This is a genomic window from Stenotrophomonas sp. C9D9 (genome assembly GCF_056491205.1).
Genome location: NZ_JBSZIF010000004.1, coordinates 1,492,501 through 1,508,675, shown reverse-complemented (window position 1 = coordinate 1,508,675; position 16,175 = coordinate 1,492,501). Strand labels below are relative to the sequence as shown.

Here is a 16,175-nt window from a genome sequence, read left to right as displayed (position 1 = left end):
AAAATACGCGCCTTTGTGGCGATCATCGTGATCGCAGGCGAGGATGCCGGCATCGTGCCCGATGCCGGCGATGACCCCGATGGACATCCGCCGGCGATCCGGTCCGCGGGGGCAATGCCGGCCAGCGGCCGGCACTACCGGTGGGTGCCAAGCTTGCTTGGCACCACATCTCAGCTCGACAGATGCTCGATCGCCGCGACCTTGCCCAGGCGCTCGCCCAGCATCGTCAGCAGCGCAAGGCGATTGCCACGCAGCGCCGGATCTTCCGCATTGACCATCACGCCATCGAAGAACGCGTCGACCTGCGGGCGCAGGCGCGCCAGGCGTGCCAGCACGGCCACGTAGTCCTTGTGCTGCAGGCTGGCGCCGGTGTCGTCGATGGCCGCGGTGACCGCTTCGGCCAGCGCGCGTTCGGCATCTTCCTGCAGCAGCGCCGGATCGATCTGGGCCGGAATGTCGCCCTCGGCCTTGCGCAGGATGTTGCGGATGCGCTTGTTGGCCGCAGCCAGTGCTTCGGCTTCCGGCAACGCGGCAAACGTGCCAATTGCGTCAAGGCGGCGGTCGAAGTCGTACAGCGAGGCCGGCTTCAGCTCGGCCACGGCGTTGAAGTGCGTGGCCGGCACGCCCTTGTCGCTGTAGTAGCCCTTCAGGCGGTCGAGGATGAAGTCGTACAGCTCACCCACGTCGGCCTGCACATTGCGCGCGACCAGGCCGGCGTTGGCGCTGGCCAGCAGCGCGCGCAGGTCCAGCTCGAAGCCGCTTTCGATGATCGTGCGGGCCAGGCCCAGCGCGTTGCGGCGCAGGGCGAACGGGTCCTTGTTGCCGGTCGGCTTCAAGCCTGCGGCGAAACCACCGGCCAGCGTGTCGACGCGTTCAGCAATCGCCAGCACCTTGCCCAGTGGCGACAGCGCGATGTCGTCACCGCCGAAACGCGGCTGGTAGGCCTCGTCGATGGCCAGCGCCACATCGGCCGATTCGCCACCGGCCACGGCGTAGTGGCGGCCGGCGATGCCCTGCAGCTCCGGGAACTCGTTGACCATGCGCGACTGCAGGTCGTTCTTGGCCAGCTCGGCCGCACGTTTGGCCTGCGCCGGATCGGCGCCGACCTGGGGTGCGATCACTTCGGTCAGGGCGGCCACGCGCGCCACCTTGTCGGCCACGCTGCCCAGCTTGGCCTGGTAGGTCACCGTCTTCAGGCCCTCGCCCATCGACACCAGGCCCTGCTTCAGGTCCTCGTCGAAGAAGAACTTGGCATCGGCGAAGCGCGGGCGGATCACGCGCTCGTAGCCCTTGGCCACTTCGGCCACGTCCTTCGATTCGATGTTGGCGATACCGATGAACTTCTCGGTCAGCGTGCCGCTGTCATCCAGCACCGGGAAGAATTTCTGGTTGATCTCCATCGTCTCGATCAGCGCTTCCTGCGGTACCGCCAGGAACGCGCGTTCGAAGCTGCACAGCACCGCCGACGGCCACTCGACCAGGTTCACCACCTGCTCCAGGTTGTCGTCGGTGATGCGGGCGCTGCCGCCAGCCTTGGCCGCAGCGGCCTCGACCTCGGCGACGATGCGCGCGCGGCGCTCGCTCGGGTCGACCAGCACGAACGCGGCGCGCAGGGCTTCAACGTAGTCCTGCGGCTGTGCCAGCGACACGGCCTGGTCGTGGTGGAAACGATGGCCGCGGCTGACACGGCCGGCCTGCAGGCCGAACAGCTCGGCCTCGACCACGTTGGCACCGTGCAGCAGCACCAGCCAGTGCGCCGGGCGCGCAAAGCCCCAGGCATGGTCGCCCCAGCGCATCGGCTTGGGAATCGGCATCGCCGCGATCGCCTCGCGCAGGATTTCCGGCAGCAGGCTGGCAGTACTCGCACCCGGGGTCACCGCGCGGTGCACGAAGCGCTCACCCTTGTTGTCGGTGGTCTTCTCCAGCGCGGTCCAGTCGATCCCGGCCTTGGCGGCGAAGCCCTGCAGGGCCTTGGTCGGCTGGCCTTCGGCGTCCAGCGCGATGTTCAGGTACGGGCCCAGCACTTCGCTGTGCTGTTCCGGCTGCTCCAGGCCGACGCCCGGCAGCAGCACGGCCAGGCGGCGCGGGGTCGACAACGGGCGCGCATCGCCCAGTTCCAGCGCGACGCCGCGCTTGCGCAGGCCTTCGACGACACCGTCGAAGAACGCCTGGGCCAGGCCCGGCAGCGCCTTGACCGGCAGCTCCTCGGTGCCCAGTTCGATCAGCAGGGGGGACAGTTGGCTCATCGGTTCGATCCTGTGGTGGGGGCGCAGCGCGCAACGCGTCCGGCGCCCCGGGTAGTGGGTGAAAAGCGGGTCGGTGCAGGAAGGCGGTCAGGCCTTCTTCGCACCCGGGAAGCCCAGCTTCTCGCGCTGCTCGTAGTACGCCTTGGCCACCGCCTGGGCCAGCGCGCGCACGCGCAGGATGTAGCGCTGGCGCTCGGTCACGCTGATCGCGCGGCGCGCATCGAGCAGGTTGAAGGTGTGGCTGGCCTTCATCACCTGCTCGTAGGCCGGCAGCGGCAGGTTCACTTCCACCAGCTTCTGCGCTTCGCGTTCGCAGGCGTCGAAGCGGTGGAACATCTCTTCCACGTCGGCGTATTCGAAGTTGTAGGTGCTCTGCTCCACCTCGTTCTGGTGGTAGACGTCGCCGTAGGTCACCGGCTGGCCGTCCGGGCCGTAGGTCCAGACCAGGTCGTAGACGTTGTCGCAGTTCTGCAGGTACATGCACAGGCGCTCGAGACCATAGGTGATCTCGCCCAGCACCGGGCGGCACTCCAGGCCACCGGCCTGCTGGAAGTAGGTGAACTGGGTCACTTCCATGCCGTTGAGCCAGACTTCCCAGCCCAGGCCCCAGGCGCCCAGCGTCGGCGATTCCCAGTTGTCCTCGACGAAGCGCAGGTCGTGCACCAGCGGATCGATGCCCAGTGCCTTCAGCGAATCCAGGTACAGCTGCTGGATGTTGTCCGGCGCCGGCTTCATCGCCACCTGGTACTGGTAGTAGCGCTGCAGGCGGTTCGGATTCTCGCCGTAGCGGCCATCGGTCGGGCGGCGCGACGGCTGCACGTAGGCCGCGTTCCAGCTTTCCGGACCGATCGCACGCAGGAAGGTGGCCGGGTGGAAGGTACCGGCGCCCACCTCCAGGTCGAGCGGCTGGATGAGCACGCAGCCCTGCTGGGCCCAGAACTGGTTCAGGGTCTGGATCAGGCCCTGGAAGGTGATCGGAACGGTCGGGGTCGCGGACATGCGTACGAGTCTTGGCCGGCAAGGGGGTGCGCTAGTATAACGGCCGACCTGCGGGGCATTCCGTACCCGGGAGGAGCAGGCAGATGGAACATCGGCTGCCGGTGGGCACGCCCGGCGAGCCAGGCGGCGTCCCGCTGCCGTGGGGCCGCCTGCATTTCGAACAGGTCGGTGCGGCACTGCTGGCCGATGGCCTGGTCGCCGAGCACGAGGGCGAGCGCATGCGGTTTTCCGCACAGGGCGCGCGCAATGCCAGTGAAGTGCATCCGCTGGTGCTGCTGTCCAACCTCAAGCTGGCCGCCCGCGACGGTGGCGAACTGACCCTGGAGCGCCTGACCGAATGGCTGGCCCGGCGTACCGGCAGCCGCTACCTGCGCATTGATCCGACCCGGGTCGACGTCGCGGCCGTCACCGCGCTGGTCTCCCACGCCTACGCCCGCCGCCACCGCTTCCTGCCGCTGGCGGTGGATGCCGAACGGGTGCTGGTGGCCACCAGCGAGCCGCTGGTGCAGGAATGGCGCCGCGACCTGCAGCACCTGACCCGCCGCCGCATCGAGCTGGCGGTGGTCAACCCGCTGGACCTGCACCGCTACACCATGGAGTTCTATGGGGTGACCCGCTCGGTGCGTGGCGCCCGCGGCGACGTCCGTGGCGAGGCCAACACCACCCTGCCCAGCTTCGAGCAGCTGGTCGAGCTGGGCCGCACCGGCGACGTCAACGCCGACGACCAGCACATCGTGCACATCGTCGACTGGCTGCTGCAGTACGCCTACGAACAGCGCGCCTCGGACATCCACCTGGAGCCGCGCCGCGAAATGGGGCGCATGCGCTTCCGCATCGACGGCGTGCTGCACAAGGTGTTCGAAGTGCCACCGGCAGTGATGACCGCCGTGGTCAGCCGCATCAAGGTGCTCGGCCGCATGGATCTGGCCGAGCGCCGGCGCCCGCAGGACGGCCGCATCAAGACCCGCTCGCCGGGCGGCCGCGAAGTCGAGATGCGCCTGTCGACCATGCCCACCGCCTTCGGCGAGAAGTGCGTGATGCGCATCTTCGACCCCGATGCCGCCTTCAAGAGCATCGACCAGCTCGGTTTCAGCCCGCAGGAGGCCGCCGGCTGGAATGCGCTGGTCGAGCGCCCGCATGGCATCGTGCTGGTCACCGGCCCGACCGGTTCGGGCAAGACCACCACCCTGTATTCCACGCTGAAGCGGCTGGCTACGCCGGACGTGAACGTCTGCACGGTAGAGGACCCGATCGAGATGATCGCGCCCGAATTCAACCAGATGCAGGTGCAGGCCAACATCGACCTGGACTTCGCCAGCGGCGTGCGCACCCTGCTGCGGCAGGACCCGGACATCATCATGATCGGCGAGATCCGCGATCTGGAAACCGCGCAGATGGCGGTGCAGGCCTCGCTGACCGGCCACCTGGTGCTGTCCACCCTGCATACCAACGACGCGCCGTCGGCGGTCACCCGCCTGCTCGATCTGGGCGTGCCGCACTACCTGCTGGCCAGCACCCTCAACGGCATCCTCGCCCAGCGTCTGGTGCGCACGCTGTGCCCGCACTGCAAGCAGCCACACAGCCTCGGCGCCGCCGACTGGGCGGTGCTGGCTGATAGCCAAGCCGCATATCCAGATGCCGCCACGCCCTGTCGGCCGGTCGGTTGCCTGGAGTGCCGGCGCACCGGATTCCTCGGCCGCATCGGCCTGTATGAGTTGCTGCCATTGGGCTCGCGCCTGCGTGGCCAGATCCGCGCCGACATGGATCTGGCCGGTTTCACCCGCGCCGCGCGGGCTGAAGGGCTGCGAACCCTGCGCCAGGCTGGGCTTGAAAAGGTGGCGCAGGGGCTGACTACAATCGAGGAAGTCCTGTCAGTCCTGCCGCCCCCGGATGAACCCAGCCCCGTTCCTGATCCTTGAAACCGGCCGACCGGTGCCGTCCCTGCGCCGCTATGGGCGCTTCCCGCACTGGATCCGCGTCGCCGCCGGGCTGGAAGAGCACGAGACGGTGGTGGTCGATGTCGAACACGGGGATGCCCTGCCCGACCCGCATGCCTTCGCTGGCGTGCTGGTGACCGGCTCGGCCGCCTTCGTCACCGACCACGCCGAATGGAGTGAGCGCAGCGCCGCATGGCTGCGCCAGACCGCCCACGACGACCTGCCGGTATTCGGCATCTGCTACGGCCACCAGCTGCTGGCGCACGCGCTGGGTGGCGAGGTGGCCTACAACCCGGCCGGGCGCGAGTCCGGCACGATCGAGCTGGAACTGCAGCCGCAGGCCGCGCAGGACCCGCTGTTCCAGGGCCTGCCGCAGCACTTCGCCGCCCACGCCACCCACCTGCAGACCGTGCTGCGCGCGCCCGACGGTGCCGAAGTGCTGGCGCGCTCGCCGCTGGACGGCTGCCACGCGTTCCGTTGGGGGCGCCAGGCCTGGGGCGTACAGTTCCACCCCGAATTCGCCACCCACCACATGCGCGGCTACGTGCGCGCCCGCGCCGACTGCATCGGCCGCCATGGCGGCTGCGCCCGCAGCATCGAGCGCGCAGTCAGCGCCGCACCGCTGGCCCGCCAGCTGCTGCGCCGCTTCGTCCGCCAGGCGCGGCTGTCTTCAGCCCAGCCGGCGGCAAAACAGGGATAATCGGCGCCACGGGCAACCGCCCGGCCCCCTCCTGTCCTTCCCGGATGTCCATGAAAGAGATTCGCAAGCTGCCGGCCTCGGCGGGCGCCCAGTGGTTGCTGGATACGTTCTCGCTGTATCGGCGTGCGCCGCTGCAGCTGGCCCGGATCGGTCTGACCTGGCTGCTGGTGAGCTGGGTGGTCACCCTGTTGTCGACGCTGATTCCCGGCGCCGCCGGCATGGCTGTACAACTGATGACCCTGGCCATCTCGCCGATCATGTTCGGCGGCATGCTGTACGCCGTGGGTGAGATCGACGAAGGCCGCCCGGGCCTGGCCTCGCACCTGCTGCAGCCGATCCGCGACCACCGCGTCAGCCACCTGCTGGTACCGCTGGCGATCCAGGTACTGGCGGTCCTGCTGCTGGGCGCGCTGTTGTTCATGATGATCGGCCGCGAGGGCTTCACCGCCTTCAGCGAGGTCATGACCAAGATGGAAGAGATCAGCCGCAGTGGCCAGCAGATCAAGCCGGATGATGCGGCCGCGCTGGTGGCCAACCTGCCGGCCAAGCGCATCGCACTGTGGATGCTGCTGGTGTTCCTGAGCGCGGTTGCGCTGTCGCTGGCGATGTTCACCCAGCCGGCGCTGGTGGTGTTCGACAAGCAGAGCGGCATGCACGCGCTGCGCCTGAGCCTGCAGGGCTGCATCGAGAACATCGGCGCGATGATCGTGTTCGCCGTGCTCGGCCTGATCGCCGCGTTCTGCATCTACATCCTGTTCGTGATCGTGATCCAGATCGCGATGCTGATCGGTGGCCCGCTGGCCGCCGCCTTCATCGCGCAGCTGGTACTGACCACGGTGCTGATGCCGCTGTATGTCGGCGCGGTCTACGCCGCGTGGAAGCAGATGTTCGTGCACCGCGGCAGCCGCGCCGCCCCGCCGATCCCGACCACCCCGACCTCAAGCGACGTCTTCCACGCCTGACCAGCACATCGGTAGATCCACGCCATGCGTGGATAGAAAAGGGGACGGAGGGGATTAAGTCGTTTATGCCCAGTGTGTGCAGCTAACGACTTAATCCCCTCCGTCCCCTTTTTTTCTTTCAGGCGGCGGGCTTCTTCACTACCGACGACGGCACCAGCCAGCGTGCGGCGTGGATGCCCAGCTCGTAGAGCAGGCACATCGGGATCGCCAGCATCAACTGCGAGACCACATCCGGCGGGGTCAGCACCGCTGCCAGCACGAAGATGCCGACGATCGCGTAGCCGCGGCCTTCCTTGAACTGCTGCGGCGTCACCCAGCCCAGCAGCACGAGGATCACCATCGCCACCGGCAGTTCGAAACTGCCACCGAAGGCGAAGAAGATCGCCAGCACGAAATCCAGGTAGGCATTCGCATCCGGGGTGATCGCGATCACGTCCGGGCTGAAGGTGGTCAGGAAGTGGAACACCGCCGGCAGCACCAGGAAGTAGGCGAAGGCGCAGCCGGTGTAGAACAGCAGTACCGACGACACCAGCAGCGGCACCGCCAGGCGCTTCTCACGCGCATACAGACCGGGCGCGACGAAGGCCCACAGCTGGTACAGCAGCCACGGCACCGCCACGAACAGGGCAACGAAGAAGGTCAGCTTCAGCGGTGCGAAGAAGGCACCGGCCGGGTTGGTGGCGATCATCGTCTGCCCGTTCGGCAGCTGCGATACCAGCGGCTCGGCCAGCGCGTTGTACAGCTTCTGGGTGAACGGCAACAGCGCAAGCAGCGCCACGCCCAGGCCCAGCAATGCGCGTACCAGGCGGCCACGCAGTTCCACCAGGTGTTCGACCAGCGAGCTTTCGCCGAAATCCTGTTCACTCATGGCTGGCGCTCCGTGCTCTGCGGCGGCGGCGCACCGGCTTCAGGGGGTGTCGCCGGCGTCGGCTCGGGAGCAACGCTCTCCTGTACCGGTGCATCGGCATGGGGCAGGCCGCTCATATGCGGCGGCAGATCCGCGGGGGCCGGTGCGCGCACCTCCTGCGCCAGCGTATCGCCCTGCTGCTGCGCTTCCTGCGCTTCGCGACGGATCGCTTCGCCGCTGGCGCGCAGCTGGTTCTCGGTGTCCTGCATGCCCTGGCGCACGTCCTGCATCTGCCGCTTGATCTCCTCGGCCTGCAGTTCGCGCTCCAGTTCCTGTTTCACTGAATCCCATTGATTGCGGGCACGACGCACCCACAGGCCGGCAAAGCGGGCCGCCTTGGGCAGGCGCTCGGGACCGAGCACCACCAAGGCGACCACGGCGATCACCAGCAGTTCGCTGAAGCCGATATCAAACACCGCGACCGCTCCGGATCAGCGAGGGGTGCGGTCGTGCTCGTCCTGCGCGGTGCGCGAGGCGTCCTGGCTGCGCGACTCGTCGCCCAGCTGCGCGTTCGGCTTGTCGTCGTCGCGCATGCCCTTCTTGAATTCCTTGACCGCCGAACCGAGGTCCTTGGCGCCACTGGTCAGGCGCTTGGTGCCGAACACCAGCAGGACGATGGCCAGCACGACCAACCAATGCCAGATGCTGAAACTGCCCATAAAGACGCTCGTTACGTTAGTGATCAGGCTGTCGAGCATAGCGCACCGGCTGTTAGCCGGCGCGCGTGACGAAAGTCAGTTTCCGCCCAGCGTTTCCGTGCGGATTTCGCCGTCGTTGACCGGCTGGAAGCCCTGCTGCTGCGGCGGCGGGTTCTGCGGGACGTTCTGCAGCGGCGCCGTGGTGGCTTCGGCCGGGGCCGCCGACGCTGCCTGAACAGGCGCAGGCACAGGAGCGGCAGCCGGGGCCGGCGCCGGGCGCGGCGCGTTGCCACCGTTGCCGTTGCGGTTGTTGCGGGCGGCGTAGGTGGCCTCTTCCAGGCGATCACGGAAGGCGACCACGTCCATCGACGGCGACCCGACGGCGCGACCTTCGAAGATCATGCGCGGCGTGGTGTTGCTGCCGTAGGCGTCAAGGTTGGCGGCATCGTCGATCTGCAGCACCGCGCCATCCAGCGCAACACCGGCGAACAGGCCGCGGGCGCGCGACCAGGACCAGATCTCGGCCTTCAGCTGGCCGTCGGTGGCGGCGGCGGCATTGCGGCCGACCGGACCGGCGGCAACGCCGGCATCGGCGCCCAGTGTGAACTTGCCGTTGACCAGATTGTCCAGGCTGCGGTCGTTGCGGAACACCAGCACCACGTCCGAAGACTGGACGCCGGCCTGGAAGCCGATGCTGCCACCGGTCAGCTTGACGAATACCGGGCTGGACCACGCGCCATTGGGCATGCGCACCGACATCAGGCCGTGGCCGCGACGACCACCAATGACCAGACCGGCCTTGATCGTGTCGGGAATGACGATGACCGCGCGGCCTTCGTCGAGCAACTTGTCAGGAATCCCCTGTTCAGGGATTTCCTGGATTTCAGCCAGCACGCGCACGGCATTGCGGGCGCGCTGGTCTTCCTGCGGTCCGGCCATGGCCTGGCTGGACAGCAGGCTGGCGGCGATCAGCAGGGCTTGGATCGGGCGACGCATGGCAGGCTCCAGAAGTCAGTCCATAGGAAGATATAGCAAGTGACTGAAATTAGTGGTGTTGTCATGAATCGCCAATGAGCGTTCCCTGCTCACATTGATGCGCGCTATGCCCGCAATCCGAACCCTGCATCCCGGCGCGGCACCGGATCGGCGACAATACACACCATGCTCGACGCACCCGATACCGCCGTGCTGGCGGTCAACCTAGGCACGCCCGAGACGCCGACGGCCCCCGCCGTACGCCGTTACCTGGCCGAATTCCTGTCCGACCCCCGCGTGGTCTCGATCCCGGCGCTGCTGTGGCAGCCGCTGCTGCGCGGGCTGATCCTGCCGCTGCGCAGCGGCCGTTCGGCGGCCAAGTACGCCCAGGTCTGGCTGCCGGATGGCTCACCGCTGATGGTCCATACCCGGCAGCTGGCGCAGGCCATGCAGGCCCTGCTGCCGACCCTGAAGGTGCGCCACGCGATGCGCTACGGCGAACCGGCCCTGGCCAGCGAGCTCGACCGCCTTGCCGCCGAAGGCGCGCGCCGCATCGTGGTGCTGCCGCTGTACCCGCAGTACTCGACCACCACCACCGCCTCGGTCGAAGACCGCGTCGACGCCTGGCAGCGCCGCAATCCAGGCGTGACCGTCAGCCTGGTGCGCGACTACTCGATCGACCCGGGCTGGGTCGAAGCGGTTGCCGGCTCGATCCGGCGCTACTGGGATCAGCACGGTCGCGGCCAGACGCTGATGTTCTCCTTCCACGGCATCCCGCAGCGCCTGGCCGACGCGGGTGATCCGTATCCGCAGCGCTGCGAGGCCAGCGCGCAGGCCATCGCCAACGCGCTGGGCCTGGGCAAGGACGACTGGCAGATGGGTTACCAGTCGCGCTTCGGCCGCGAGCGCTGGCTGCAGCCTTACGCTGAGCCGAGCCTGTGGGCCCTGGCCGAATCCGGCGTGAAGCAGATCGACGTGGTCTGCCCCGGCTTCGCCACCGATTGCCTGGAAACGCTGGAAGAAGTCGCGATGGGCTTCACCGAAACGCTGGCCGAACGTGGCGCGACGATGCGCTACATCCCCTGCCTCAATGCCGAACCGGAACACGCGCGCGCACTGGCGCGACTGGCCGTGGCCTCGCTGGCATGAATCTGCAGCCCTTTGAACTCGAGGTCGGCGGCACCCGCGTCGCCGGCCTGCGCAACAGCAGCGAAGGCCCGCGCGTGCTGGCCCTGCATGGCTGGCTCGACAATGCCGCCAGCTTCGTGCCGCTGGCGCCGCACCTGTCGTCGCTGCAACTGGTGGCGATCGACCTGCCCGGCCATGGCCACAGCGCGCACCTGCCGGCCGGTGCCAGCTACACCACGGCGGCTGCGATCTGCCACGTACTCGACGTTGCCGATGCACTGGGCTGGGACCGCTTCAGCCTGCTCGGCCATTCGATGGGCGCCGGCATCGCCAGCCTCACCGCCTCGGTCAGCGACCGCGTCGAGCGCTTGGTGGCGATCGAAGCTCTCGGCGGCCTGCGCGGCCCGGAGGAAGAAACCGCCCATCGCCTGCGCGAGCATGTGAACGCCACCCGTGCGTTGGCGCGCAAGCAGCTGCGCGTTTTCCCCGACCTGGCCGCGCCGATCCGCGCGCGGATGATGACCAACCAGCTCAGCGAACCGTGCGCACGGCTGCTGGTCGAGCGCGGCGTGGAACCGGTCGAAGGCGGCTATCGCTGGTGCAGTGATCCGCGCCTGATGCTGCCCACCGCGATCCGCCTCAGTGAAGGCCAGATCGACAACCTGCTGCAGGCCATCGCCTGCCCGACACAGGTGATCTATGCCACGCCGGCGCAGTCGTATTATCCCGAACCGATGCGCAGCGATCGCCTGCAGCATCTGCGGGATGGACGGCTGGCCGTGTTTCCCGGCAACCATCACCTGCACATGGAAGACCCCGCACAGATCGCAGACGTGATCCTGCACTTCTTCAGCAACGACAACGCCGGCTGAGCGCAGGCGTCCACGCGCTTCACTCCGCGCGTTTGCGGCCGATACATCAGTTGCGGGCCCCTGCGCCCGCTGCACGCGGGCCCGGTCGGTCCTGCGGCATGTGTCTGGTTCTGCAAGGAAGTCCGCATGCCCGCTCTGCTGCACCGTCACCCACAGGATGTGGCCACGGTGTTCCGTCTCCGCGTCGCTGATCGCGCCGCATCCCTCGAATTCCCGGCACCCGCCCTGGTCACGCCCTGCTGCGTGCGCTGCGGCGTGCTCGTTGTCGTCTGCTGATCCAGGAGCCTCCGATGTCCATTGCATCCGCCCGTCCCCCCGATACCGCCCGCCTGTCGCACCTGCAGCAGCTCGCCCGCGGCGCCGACCGCCGACTGCTGATCGGCAGCGCCGCGCTGGCCGTGACTGGCCTGGTGCTGGCCCTGCGCGGTCCGCACGGTGTGGCCGCCGCGTTGACCGCAGGCGCGCTGTTGCCCGCCTCGTGGCTGGCTGGTCCGCTGGCAGGCCGCGGGATCGCGCGCAACGGCCTGGCGATCCTGTTGTCGCTGCAGCTGTCCCTGTTGTGCGCGATCGCCGGCCTGTCGCCGGCATTGCCGATCGCCCTGCTGCTGGGCGTGCTGCTGGGCCATCGCGATCGCCTTCCGGTGTGGCTGGCCGGCAGCATCGGCACGCTCGCACTGCTGGCGCCGCTGCAGGCGGGTGCCGCGGTGGGGCCGACACTGTTGCAGGCCGCGATGCTCGCCGGCCTGACCCTGTTCCTTGGCCAGGTCGCACTGCGGCTCCGCCAGCAGACCGAAGCACTCGGCCACGGCCCCCGCCGGCTGGCCGCACTGGCGCGCGATATCGCCACTGGCGCCGATCTTGGTGCACATGCCGACACCAGCGCCTATGCACTGGGTTCGCTGGCCCATGCGTTGGCCGACACCGCACGCCATGTGCAGGCCCAGCGTGGACGCGACGCGGAGGCACACGCCGAGAACGCGCAGATCCGCCAGGCCCTCGATGCCTCACGCACCGCGATGATGATTGCCGACAACGACCACGTGATCCGCTACGTGAACCGCTCGGTGGTGGCCCTGCTGCGCAACCAGCAGGCGACGCTGCGCCAGGCCTTCCCCGATTTCGATGCCGAGCGCCTGGTGGGCAGCAGCATCCATCGCTTCCACGCCAACCCGGACCGCATCCGCGCCATCCTCAATGGCCTGCAGGTCACCCACAACGGCAAGGTCCAGATCGGCCCCGTGCACTTCGCCCAGGTGGTTACTCCGGTCTTCGACGCTCAGGGCATGCGCCTGGGCTTCGCCGTGGAATGGCATGACCGTACCCATGAGCTCGCGCTGGAGAACGCCGTCGCCGGCATCGTCACGGCCGCCGCCGCCGGCGACCTCGACCAGCGCCTGCAGGCAACCGAAGGCGCCAGCTTCCTTGATGGGCTGACCGGTGGCATCAACCAGCTGCTGGATACGTTGGGCAGTACCGTCGACGAAGTGCGGCAGATGCTCTCGGCGCTGGCCAACGGCGATCTCGATCGACGCATGCACGGCGAGTATCACGGCGCCTTCGCCGCGATCCAGCGCGATGCCAACGCCACCGCCGGCCAGCTGGCGCGCATGGTCGGCCGCATCCAGCAGTGCGCATCCTCGATCAGCACCGCTGCGAGCGAAATCGCTGCGGGCAATGGCGCGCTGTCCGAGCGCAGCGAGCGCCAGGCGGCGCACCTGCAGGAAACCGCCGCCTCGATGGAAGAGCTGACCGCCACCGTGCGCCAGAACGCTGCCCATGCACGCGAGGCCAGCCAGCTGGCGGTCACCACGCAGGCCGCCGCCAGTGACGGCAACATCGCCATGCAGCGCGTGGTCGATACCATGCAGGCAATTGAAGGTGCATCGAAGCGCATCGGCGATATCACCGGCGTGATCGACGGCATCGCCTTCCAGACCAATATCCTGGCGTTGAACGCAGCGGTGGAAGCCGCCCGCGCCGGCGAGCAGGGCCGTGGCTTCGCCGTGGTGGCCAGCGAGGTGCGCGTGCTGGCGCAGCGTTCCGCCGCCGCCGCACAGGAAATCAAGAAGCTGATCGATGAGGCCGGTCGCCAGGTGGGCGAAGGCGCACAGCTGGTGGCCGACGCGGGCCAGCGGATGCAGGGAATTGTCGGGGGCGTGGAGAATGTCAGCCACCTGATGCACGAGATCTCGGCGGCCTCGCAGGAGCAGTCGGTCGGCATCGAGCAGATCAACCAGACCGTGGTGCAGATGGATCAGGCCACACAGCAGAATGCCGCGCTGGTGGAGGAAGCCACCGCAGCCGCACGCGAGCTGCAATCGCAGGCGGGTACGCTTACCGAAGCGGTGTCGGTGTTCCGCCAGCAGGAACCGCATGAGGTCTCGCGGGCCGCCTGATCCGGGCCTGCAATTCGATCCTGATCAAGACGGCGCCCTCAGGGCGCCGTTTTTTTGCCTGCTTTTGCGTGATGGGTCAGGAAAAGACCGCTTTCGGGCCTGCCGTGAGGAACGACCAACCCTGGTTGGCGTCGCATCCACACACGACATGGATCAACCGGTAGTGCCGGCCGCTGGCCGGCAATCACAGCGACACGCACTGTCTGACCCGCTGCCGGGGTTGGCACCGCTCTTCGCAGGGACAGCCCATCCACGCGTGGCGTGGATCTACTGTGGGTCCGCCTGCACTCGGTAGTCGCCAACCTTGGTTGGCGCTGTGGCTGCCCGCGGAGAATATCCACGCATGGCGCGGATCTACCGGCCGACCTGCAGCCAGAGGGGTGCCGGCCAGCGGCCGGCACTATCTGCATTTTCTGCACACAAAGAAAAACCCCGCTGCGTGAGCAGCGGGGTTTTGGGTATAAACCCTGGCGATGACCTACTCTCGCATGGCTTGAGCCACACTACCATCGGCGCAGCTGCGTTTCACTTCCGAGTTCGGGATGGGATCGGGTGGTTCCACAGCGCTAATTTCACCAGGGAGGCTTTTGGAGAGTCGCACTCGTCCCGATGGGACAAGGCGCCAGCCTCGCATAGTTCTTGTGACGTAGCGTGCACTTGGATGCTCTTACGACGTTGTCGTAAAGCCAAGGCAACTTGAGGTTATATGGTCAAGCCGCACGGATCATTAGTATCAGTTAGCTCAATACATTGCTGTACTTACACACCTGACCTATCAACCACGTAGTCTACATGGTTCCTTCAGGGGGCTTGTGCCCCGGGAGATCTCATCTTGAGGCGCGCTTCCCGCTTAGATGCTTTCAGCGGTTATCGCTTCCGAACATAGCTACCCGGCAATGCCACTGGCGTGACAACCGGAACACCAGAGGTTCGTCCACTCCGGTCCTCTCGTACTAGGAGCAGCCCCTCTCAAATCTCCAACGCCCATGGCAGATAGGGACCGAACTGTCTCACGACGTTCTGAACCCAGCTCGCGTACCACTTTAAATGGCGAACAGCCATACCCTTGGGACCGACTACAGCCCCAGGATGTGATGAGCCGACATCGAGGTGCCAAACACCGCCGTCGATATGAACTCTTGGGCGGTATCAGCCTGTTATCCCCGGAGTACCTTTTATCCGTTGAGCGATGGCCCTTCCATACAGAACCACCGGATCACTAAGTCCTAGTTTCCTACCTGCTTGATCCGTCGATCTTGCAGTCAAGCACGCTTATGCCTTTGCACACAGTGCGCGATGTCCGACCGCGCTGAGCGTACCTTCGAGCTCCTCCGTTACTCTTTAGGAGGAGACCGCCCCAGTCAAACTACCCACCATACACGGTCCCCGACCCAGATAATGGGCCCAGGTTAGAACGTCAAGCACGACAGGGTGGTATTTCAAGGATGGCTCCGCTGCAGCTAGCGCCACAGTTTCATAGCCTCCCACCTATCCTACACAGACGAACTCAACGTTCAGTGTAAAGCTATAGTAAAGGTTCACGGGGTCTTTCCGTCTTGCCACGGGAACGCTGCATCTTCACAGCGATTTCAATTTCACTGAGTCTCGGGTGGAGACAGCGCCGCTGTCGTTACGCCATTCGTGCAGGTCGGAACTTACCCGACAAGGAATTTCGCTACCTTAGGACCGTTATAGTTACGGCCGCCGTTTACTGGGGCTTCGATCAAGAGCTTCGCCTTGCGGCTGACCCCATCAATTAACCTTCCAGCACCGGGCAGGCGTCACACCCTATACGTCCACTTTCGTGTTTGCAGAGTGCTGTGTTTTTGATAAACAGTCGCAGCGGCCTGGTTACTGCGACCCTCTTCAGCTATAGCTCGCACGAGCCACCAAAAAGGGTGCACCTTCTCCCGAAGTTACGGTGCCATGTTGCCTAGTTCCTTCACCCGAGTTCTCTCAAGCGCCTGAGAATTCTCATCCTACCCACCTGTGTCGGTTTACGGTACGGTCTGCGTAAGCTGAAGCTTAGGAGCTTTTCCTGGAAGCGTGGTATCAGTGACTTCGCCATAAAGGCTCGTCTCGGTGCTCGGTCTTAAAGGATCCCGGATTTGCCAAAGATCCAAACCTACCGCCTTTCCCCAGGACAACCAACGCCTGGTACACCTAACCTTCTCCGTCCCTCCATCGCACTTACGCGAGGTGCAGGAATATTAACCTGCTTCCCATCGACTACGACTTTCGTCCTCGCCTTAGGGGCCGACTCACCCTGCGCCGATTAACGTTGCGCAAGGAAACCTTGGGCTTTCGGCGTGCGGGTTTTTCACCCGCATTATCGTTACTCATGTCAGCATTCGCACTTCCGATACCTCCAGCAGACTTCTCAATCCACCTTCAACGGCTTACGGAACGCTCCTC

General features: G+C 66.4%; 13 protein-coding genes and 2 rRNA genes (1 of these 15 running past the window's edge). 7 read left to right on the top strand and 8 right to left on the bottom strand.

Annotation, left to right across the window (positions count from 1 at the left end; translation table 11 throughout):
- Positions 1-170: 170 nt before the first annotated feature.
- Together glyS and glyQ are read right to left on the bottom strand one after the other, a co-directional pair.
- On the bottom strand, positions 171-2,246 hold the full coding sequence (gene glyS / locus ACXI0D_RS12305; RefSeq protein ID WP_119006954.1) for a glycine--tRNA ligase subunit beta: 2,076 nt from the start codon (positions 2,244-2,246) through the stop codon (positions 171-173).
- An 87-nt stretch (positions 2,247-2,333) separates the two neighbouring features.
- Entirely contained in the window at positions 2,334-3,245 is a 912-nt protein-coding gene (glyQ, locus tag ACXI0D_RS12300) for a glycine--tRNA ligase subunit alpha (RefSeq protein ID WP_006403404.1), read from the bottom strand.
- A gap of 83 nt (positions 3,246-3,328) precedes the next feature.
- Here glyQ and ACXI0D_RS12295 point away from each other — a divergent pair, with 83 nt between their 5' ends.
- From ACXI0D_RS12295 to ACXI0D_RS12285, 3 genes are read left to right on the top strand one after another with little or no spacing between them, the layout of a single operon-like run.
- Positions 3,329-5,164 carry a GspE/PulE family protein gene (locus ACXI0D_RS12295; protein ID WP_049446899.1) on the top strand — a complete coding sequence of 612 codons (1,836 nt, stop codon included), beginning with the start codon at positions 3,329-3,331 and terminating at the stop codon, positions 5,162-5,164.
- On the top strand, positions 5,136-5,882 hold the full coding sequence (locus ACXI0D_RS12290) for a glutamine amidotransferase (RefSeq protein WP_049446897.1): 747 nt from the start codon (positions 5,136-5,138) through the stop codon (positions 5,880-5,882). The genes ACXI0D_RS12295 and ACXI0D_RS12290 overlap by 29 nt, the downstream gene beginning before the upstream one ends.
- A 50-nt stretch (positions 5,883-5,932) precedes the next feature.
- Complete coding sequence (locus tag ACXI0D_RS12285) at positions 5,933-6,844, top strand: BPSS1780 family membrane protein (protein WP_014038990.1); 912 nt, start codon at positions 5,933-5,935, stop codon at positions 6,842-6,844.
- Positions 6,845-6,962: 118 nt separating this feature from the next.
- Here the strand turns inward: ACXI0D_RS12285 and tatC are convergent, their stop codons facing one another.
- The 4 genes from tatC to ACXI0D_RS12265 all read right to left on the bottom strand — a co-directional run bounded on the left by tatC (position 6,963) and on the right by ACXI0D_RS12265 (position 9,385).
- Positions 6,963-7,712, bottom strand: a complete 750-nt coding sequence (gene tatC / locus ACXI0D_RS12280; RefSeq protein WP_014038991.1) for a twin-arginine translocase subunit TatC — start codon at positions 7,710-7,712, stop codon at positions 6,963-6,965.
- Positions 7,709-8,167, bottom strand: coding sequence for a Sec-independent protein translocase protein TatB (tatB, locus tag ACXI0D_RS12275; protein ID WP_119006955.1), 459 nt, complete (start codon positions 8,165-8,167; stop codon positions 7,709-7,711). Before tatB ends, tatC begins: the two co-directional genes overlap by 4 nt.
- 15 nt (positions 8,168-8,182) lie before the next feature.
- The gene (gene tatA / locus ACXI0D_RS12270; protein ID WP_014648907.1) at positions 8,183-8,410 is read right to left on the bottom strand and encodes a Sec-independent protein translocase subunit TatA; all 228 of its coding nucleotides are present in this window, start codon (positions 8,408-8,410) and stop codon (positions 8,183-8,185) included.
- Positions 8,411-8,485: 75 nt separating this feature from the next.
- Positions 8,486-9,385, bottom strand: coding sequence for a lipid-binding SYLF domain-containing protein (locus ACXI0D_RS12265; RefSeq protein ID WP_119006956.1), 900 nt, complete (start codon positions 9,383-9,385; stop codon positions 8,486-8,488).
- Positions 9,386-9,550: 165 nt separating this feature from the next.
- Between ACXI0D_RS12265 and hemH the strand changes: the two genes are divergently transcribed.
- The 4 genes from hemH (at position 9,551) to ACXI0D_RS12245 (ending at position 13,760) form a co-directional block, all read left to right on the top strand.
- Positions 9,551-10,513: a ferrochelatase gene (gene hemH / locus ACXI0D_RS12260; protein ID WP_119006957.1), complete on the top strand. Its 963-nt coding sequence runs from the start codon at positions 9,551-9,553 to the stop codon at positions 10,511-10,513.
- Positions 10,510-11,364: an alpha/beta fold hydrolase gene (locus tag ACXI0D_RS12255; protein WP_119006958.1), complete on the top strand. Its 855-nt coding sequence runs from the start codon at positions 10,510-10,512 to the stop codon at positions 11,362-11,364. The genes hemH and ACXI0D_RS12255 overlap by 4 nt, the downstream gene beginning before the upstream one ends.
- A gap of 126 nt (positions 11,365-11,490) precedes the next feature.
- On the top strand, positions 11,491-11,640 hold the full coding sequence (locus ACXI0D_RS12250; RefSeq protein WP_164118740.1) for a hypothetical protein: 150 nt from the start codon (positions 11,491-11,493) through the stop codon (positions 11,638-11,640).
- Positions 11,641-11,654: 14 nt separating this feature from the next.
- Entirely contained in the window at positions 11,655-13,760 is a 2,106-nt protein-coding gene (locus ACXI0D_RS12245; protein ID WP_479642606.1) for a methyl-accepting chemotaxis protein, read from the top strand.
- A gap of 465 nt (positions 13,761-14,225) precedes the next feature.
- Here the strand turns inward: ACXI0D_RS12245 and rrf are convergent.
- Together rrf and ACXI0D_RS12235 are read right to left on the bottom strand one after the other, a co-directional pair.
- Positions 14,226-14,340 (bottom strand): 5S ribosomal RNA (rrf, locus tag ACXI0D_RS12240).
- Positions 14,341-14,466: 126 nt separating this feature from the next.
- Positions 14,467-16,175 (bottom strand): 23S ribosomal RNA (locus tag ACXI0D_RS12235); it runs 1,171 nt beyond the window's last position.

Coding starts and splice junctions, on each gene's coding strand:
- glyQ (WP_006403404.1), bottom strand. CDS start 3,245: ATGTCCGCGACCCCGACCGTTCCGATCACCTTCCAGGGCCTGATCCAG.
- ACXI0D_RS12285 (WP_014038990.1), top strand. CDS start 5,933: ATGAAAGAGATTCGCAAGCTGCCGGCCTCGGCGGGCGCCCAGTGGTTG.
- ACXI0D_RS12295 (WP_049446899.1), top strand. CDS start 3,329: ATGGAACATCGGCTGCCGGTGGGCACGCCCGGCGAGCCAGGCGGCGTC.
- ACXI0D_RS12290 (WP_049446897.1), top strand. CDS start 5,136: ATGAACCCAGCCCCGTTCCTGATCCTTGAAACCGGCCGACCGGTGCCG.
- ACXI0D_RS12265 (WP_119006956.1), bottom strand. CDS start 9,385: ATGCGTCGCCCGATCCAAGCCCTGCTGATCGCCGCCAGCCTGCTGTCC.
- tatC (WP_014038991.1), bottom strand. CDS start 7,712: ATGAGTGAACAGGATTTCGGCGAAAGCTCGCTGGTCGAACACCTGGTG.
- ACXI0D_RS12250 (WP_164118740.1), top strand. CDS start 11,491: ATGCCCGCTCTGCTGCACCGTCACCCACAGGATGTGGCCACGGTGTTC.
- tatA (WP_014648907.1), bottom strand. CDS start 8,410: ATGGGCAGTTTCAGCATCTGGCATTGGTTGGTCGTGCTGGCCATCGTC.
- ACXI0D_RS12245 (WP_479642606.1), top strand. CDS start 11,655: ATGTCCATTGCATCCGCCCGTCCCCCCGATACCGCCCGCCTGTCGCAC.
- glyS (WP_119006954.1), bottom strand. CDS start 2,246: ATGAGCCAACTGTCCCCCCTGCTGATCGAACTGGGCACCGAGGAGCTG.
- hemH (WP_119006957.1), top strand. CDS start 9,551: ATGCTCGACGCACCCGATACCGCCGTGCTGGCGGTCAACCTAGGCACG.
- ACXI0D_RS12255 (WP_119006958.1), top strand. CDS start 10,510: ATGAATCTGCAGCCCTTTGAACTCGAGGTCGGCGGCACCCGCGTCGCC.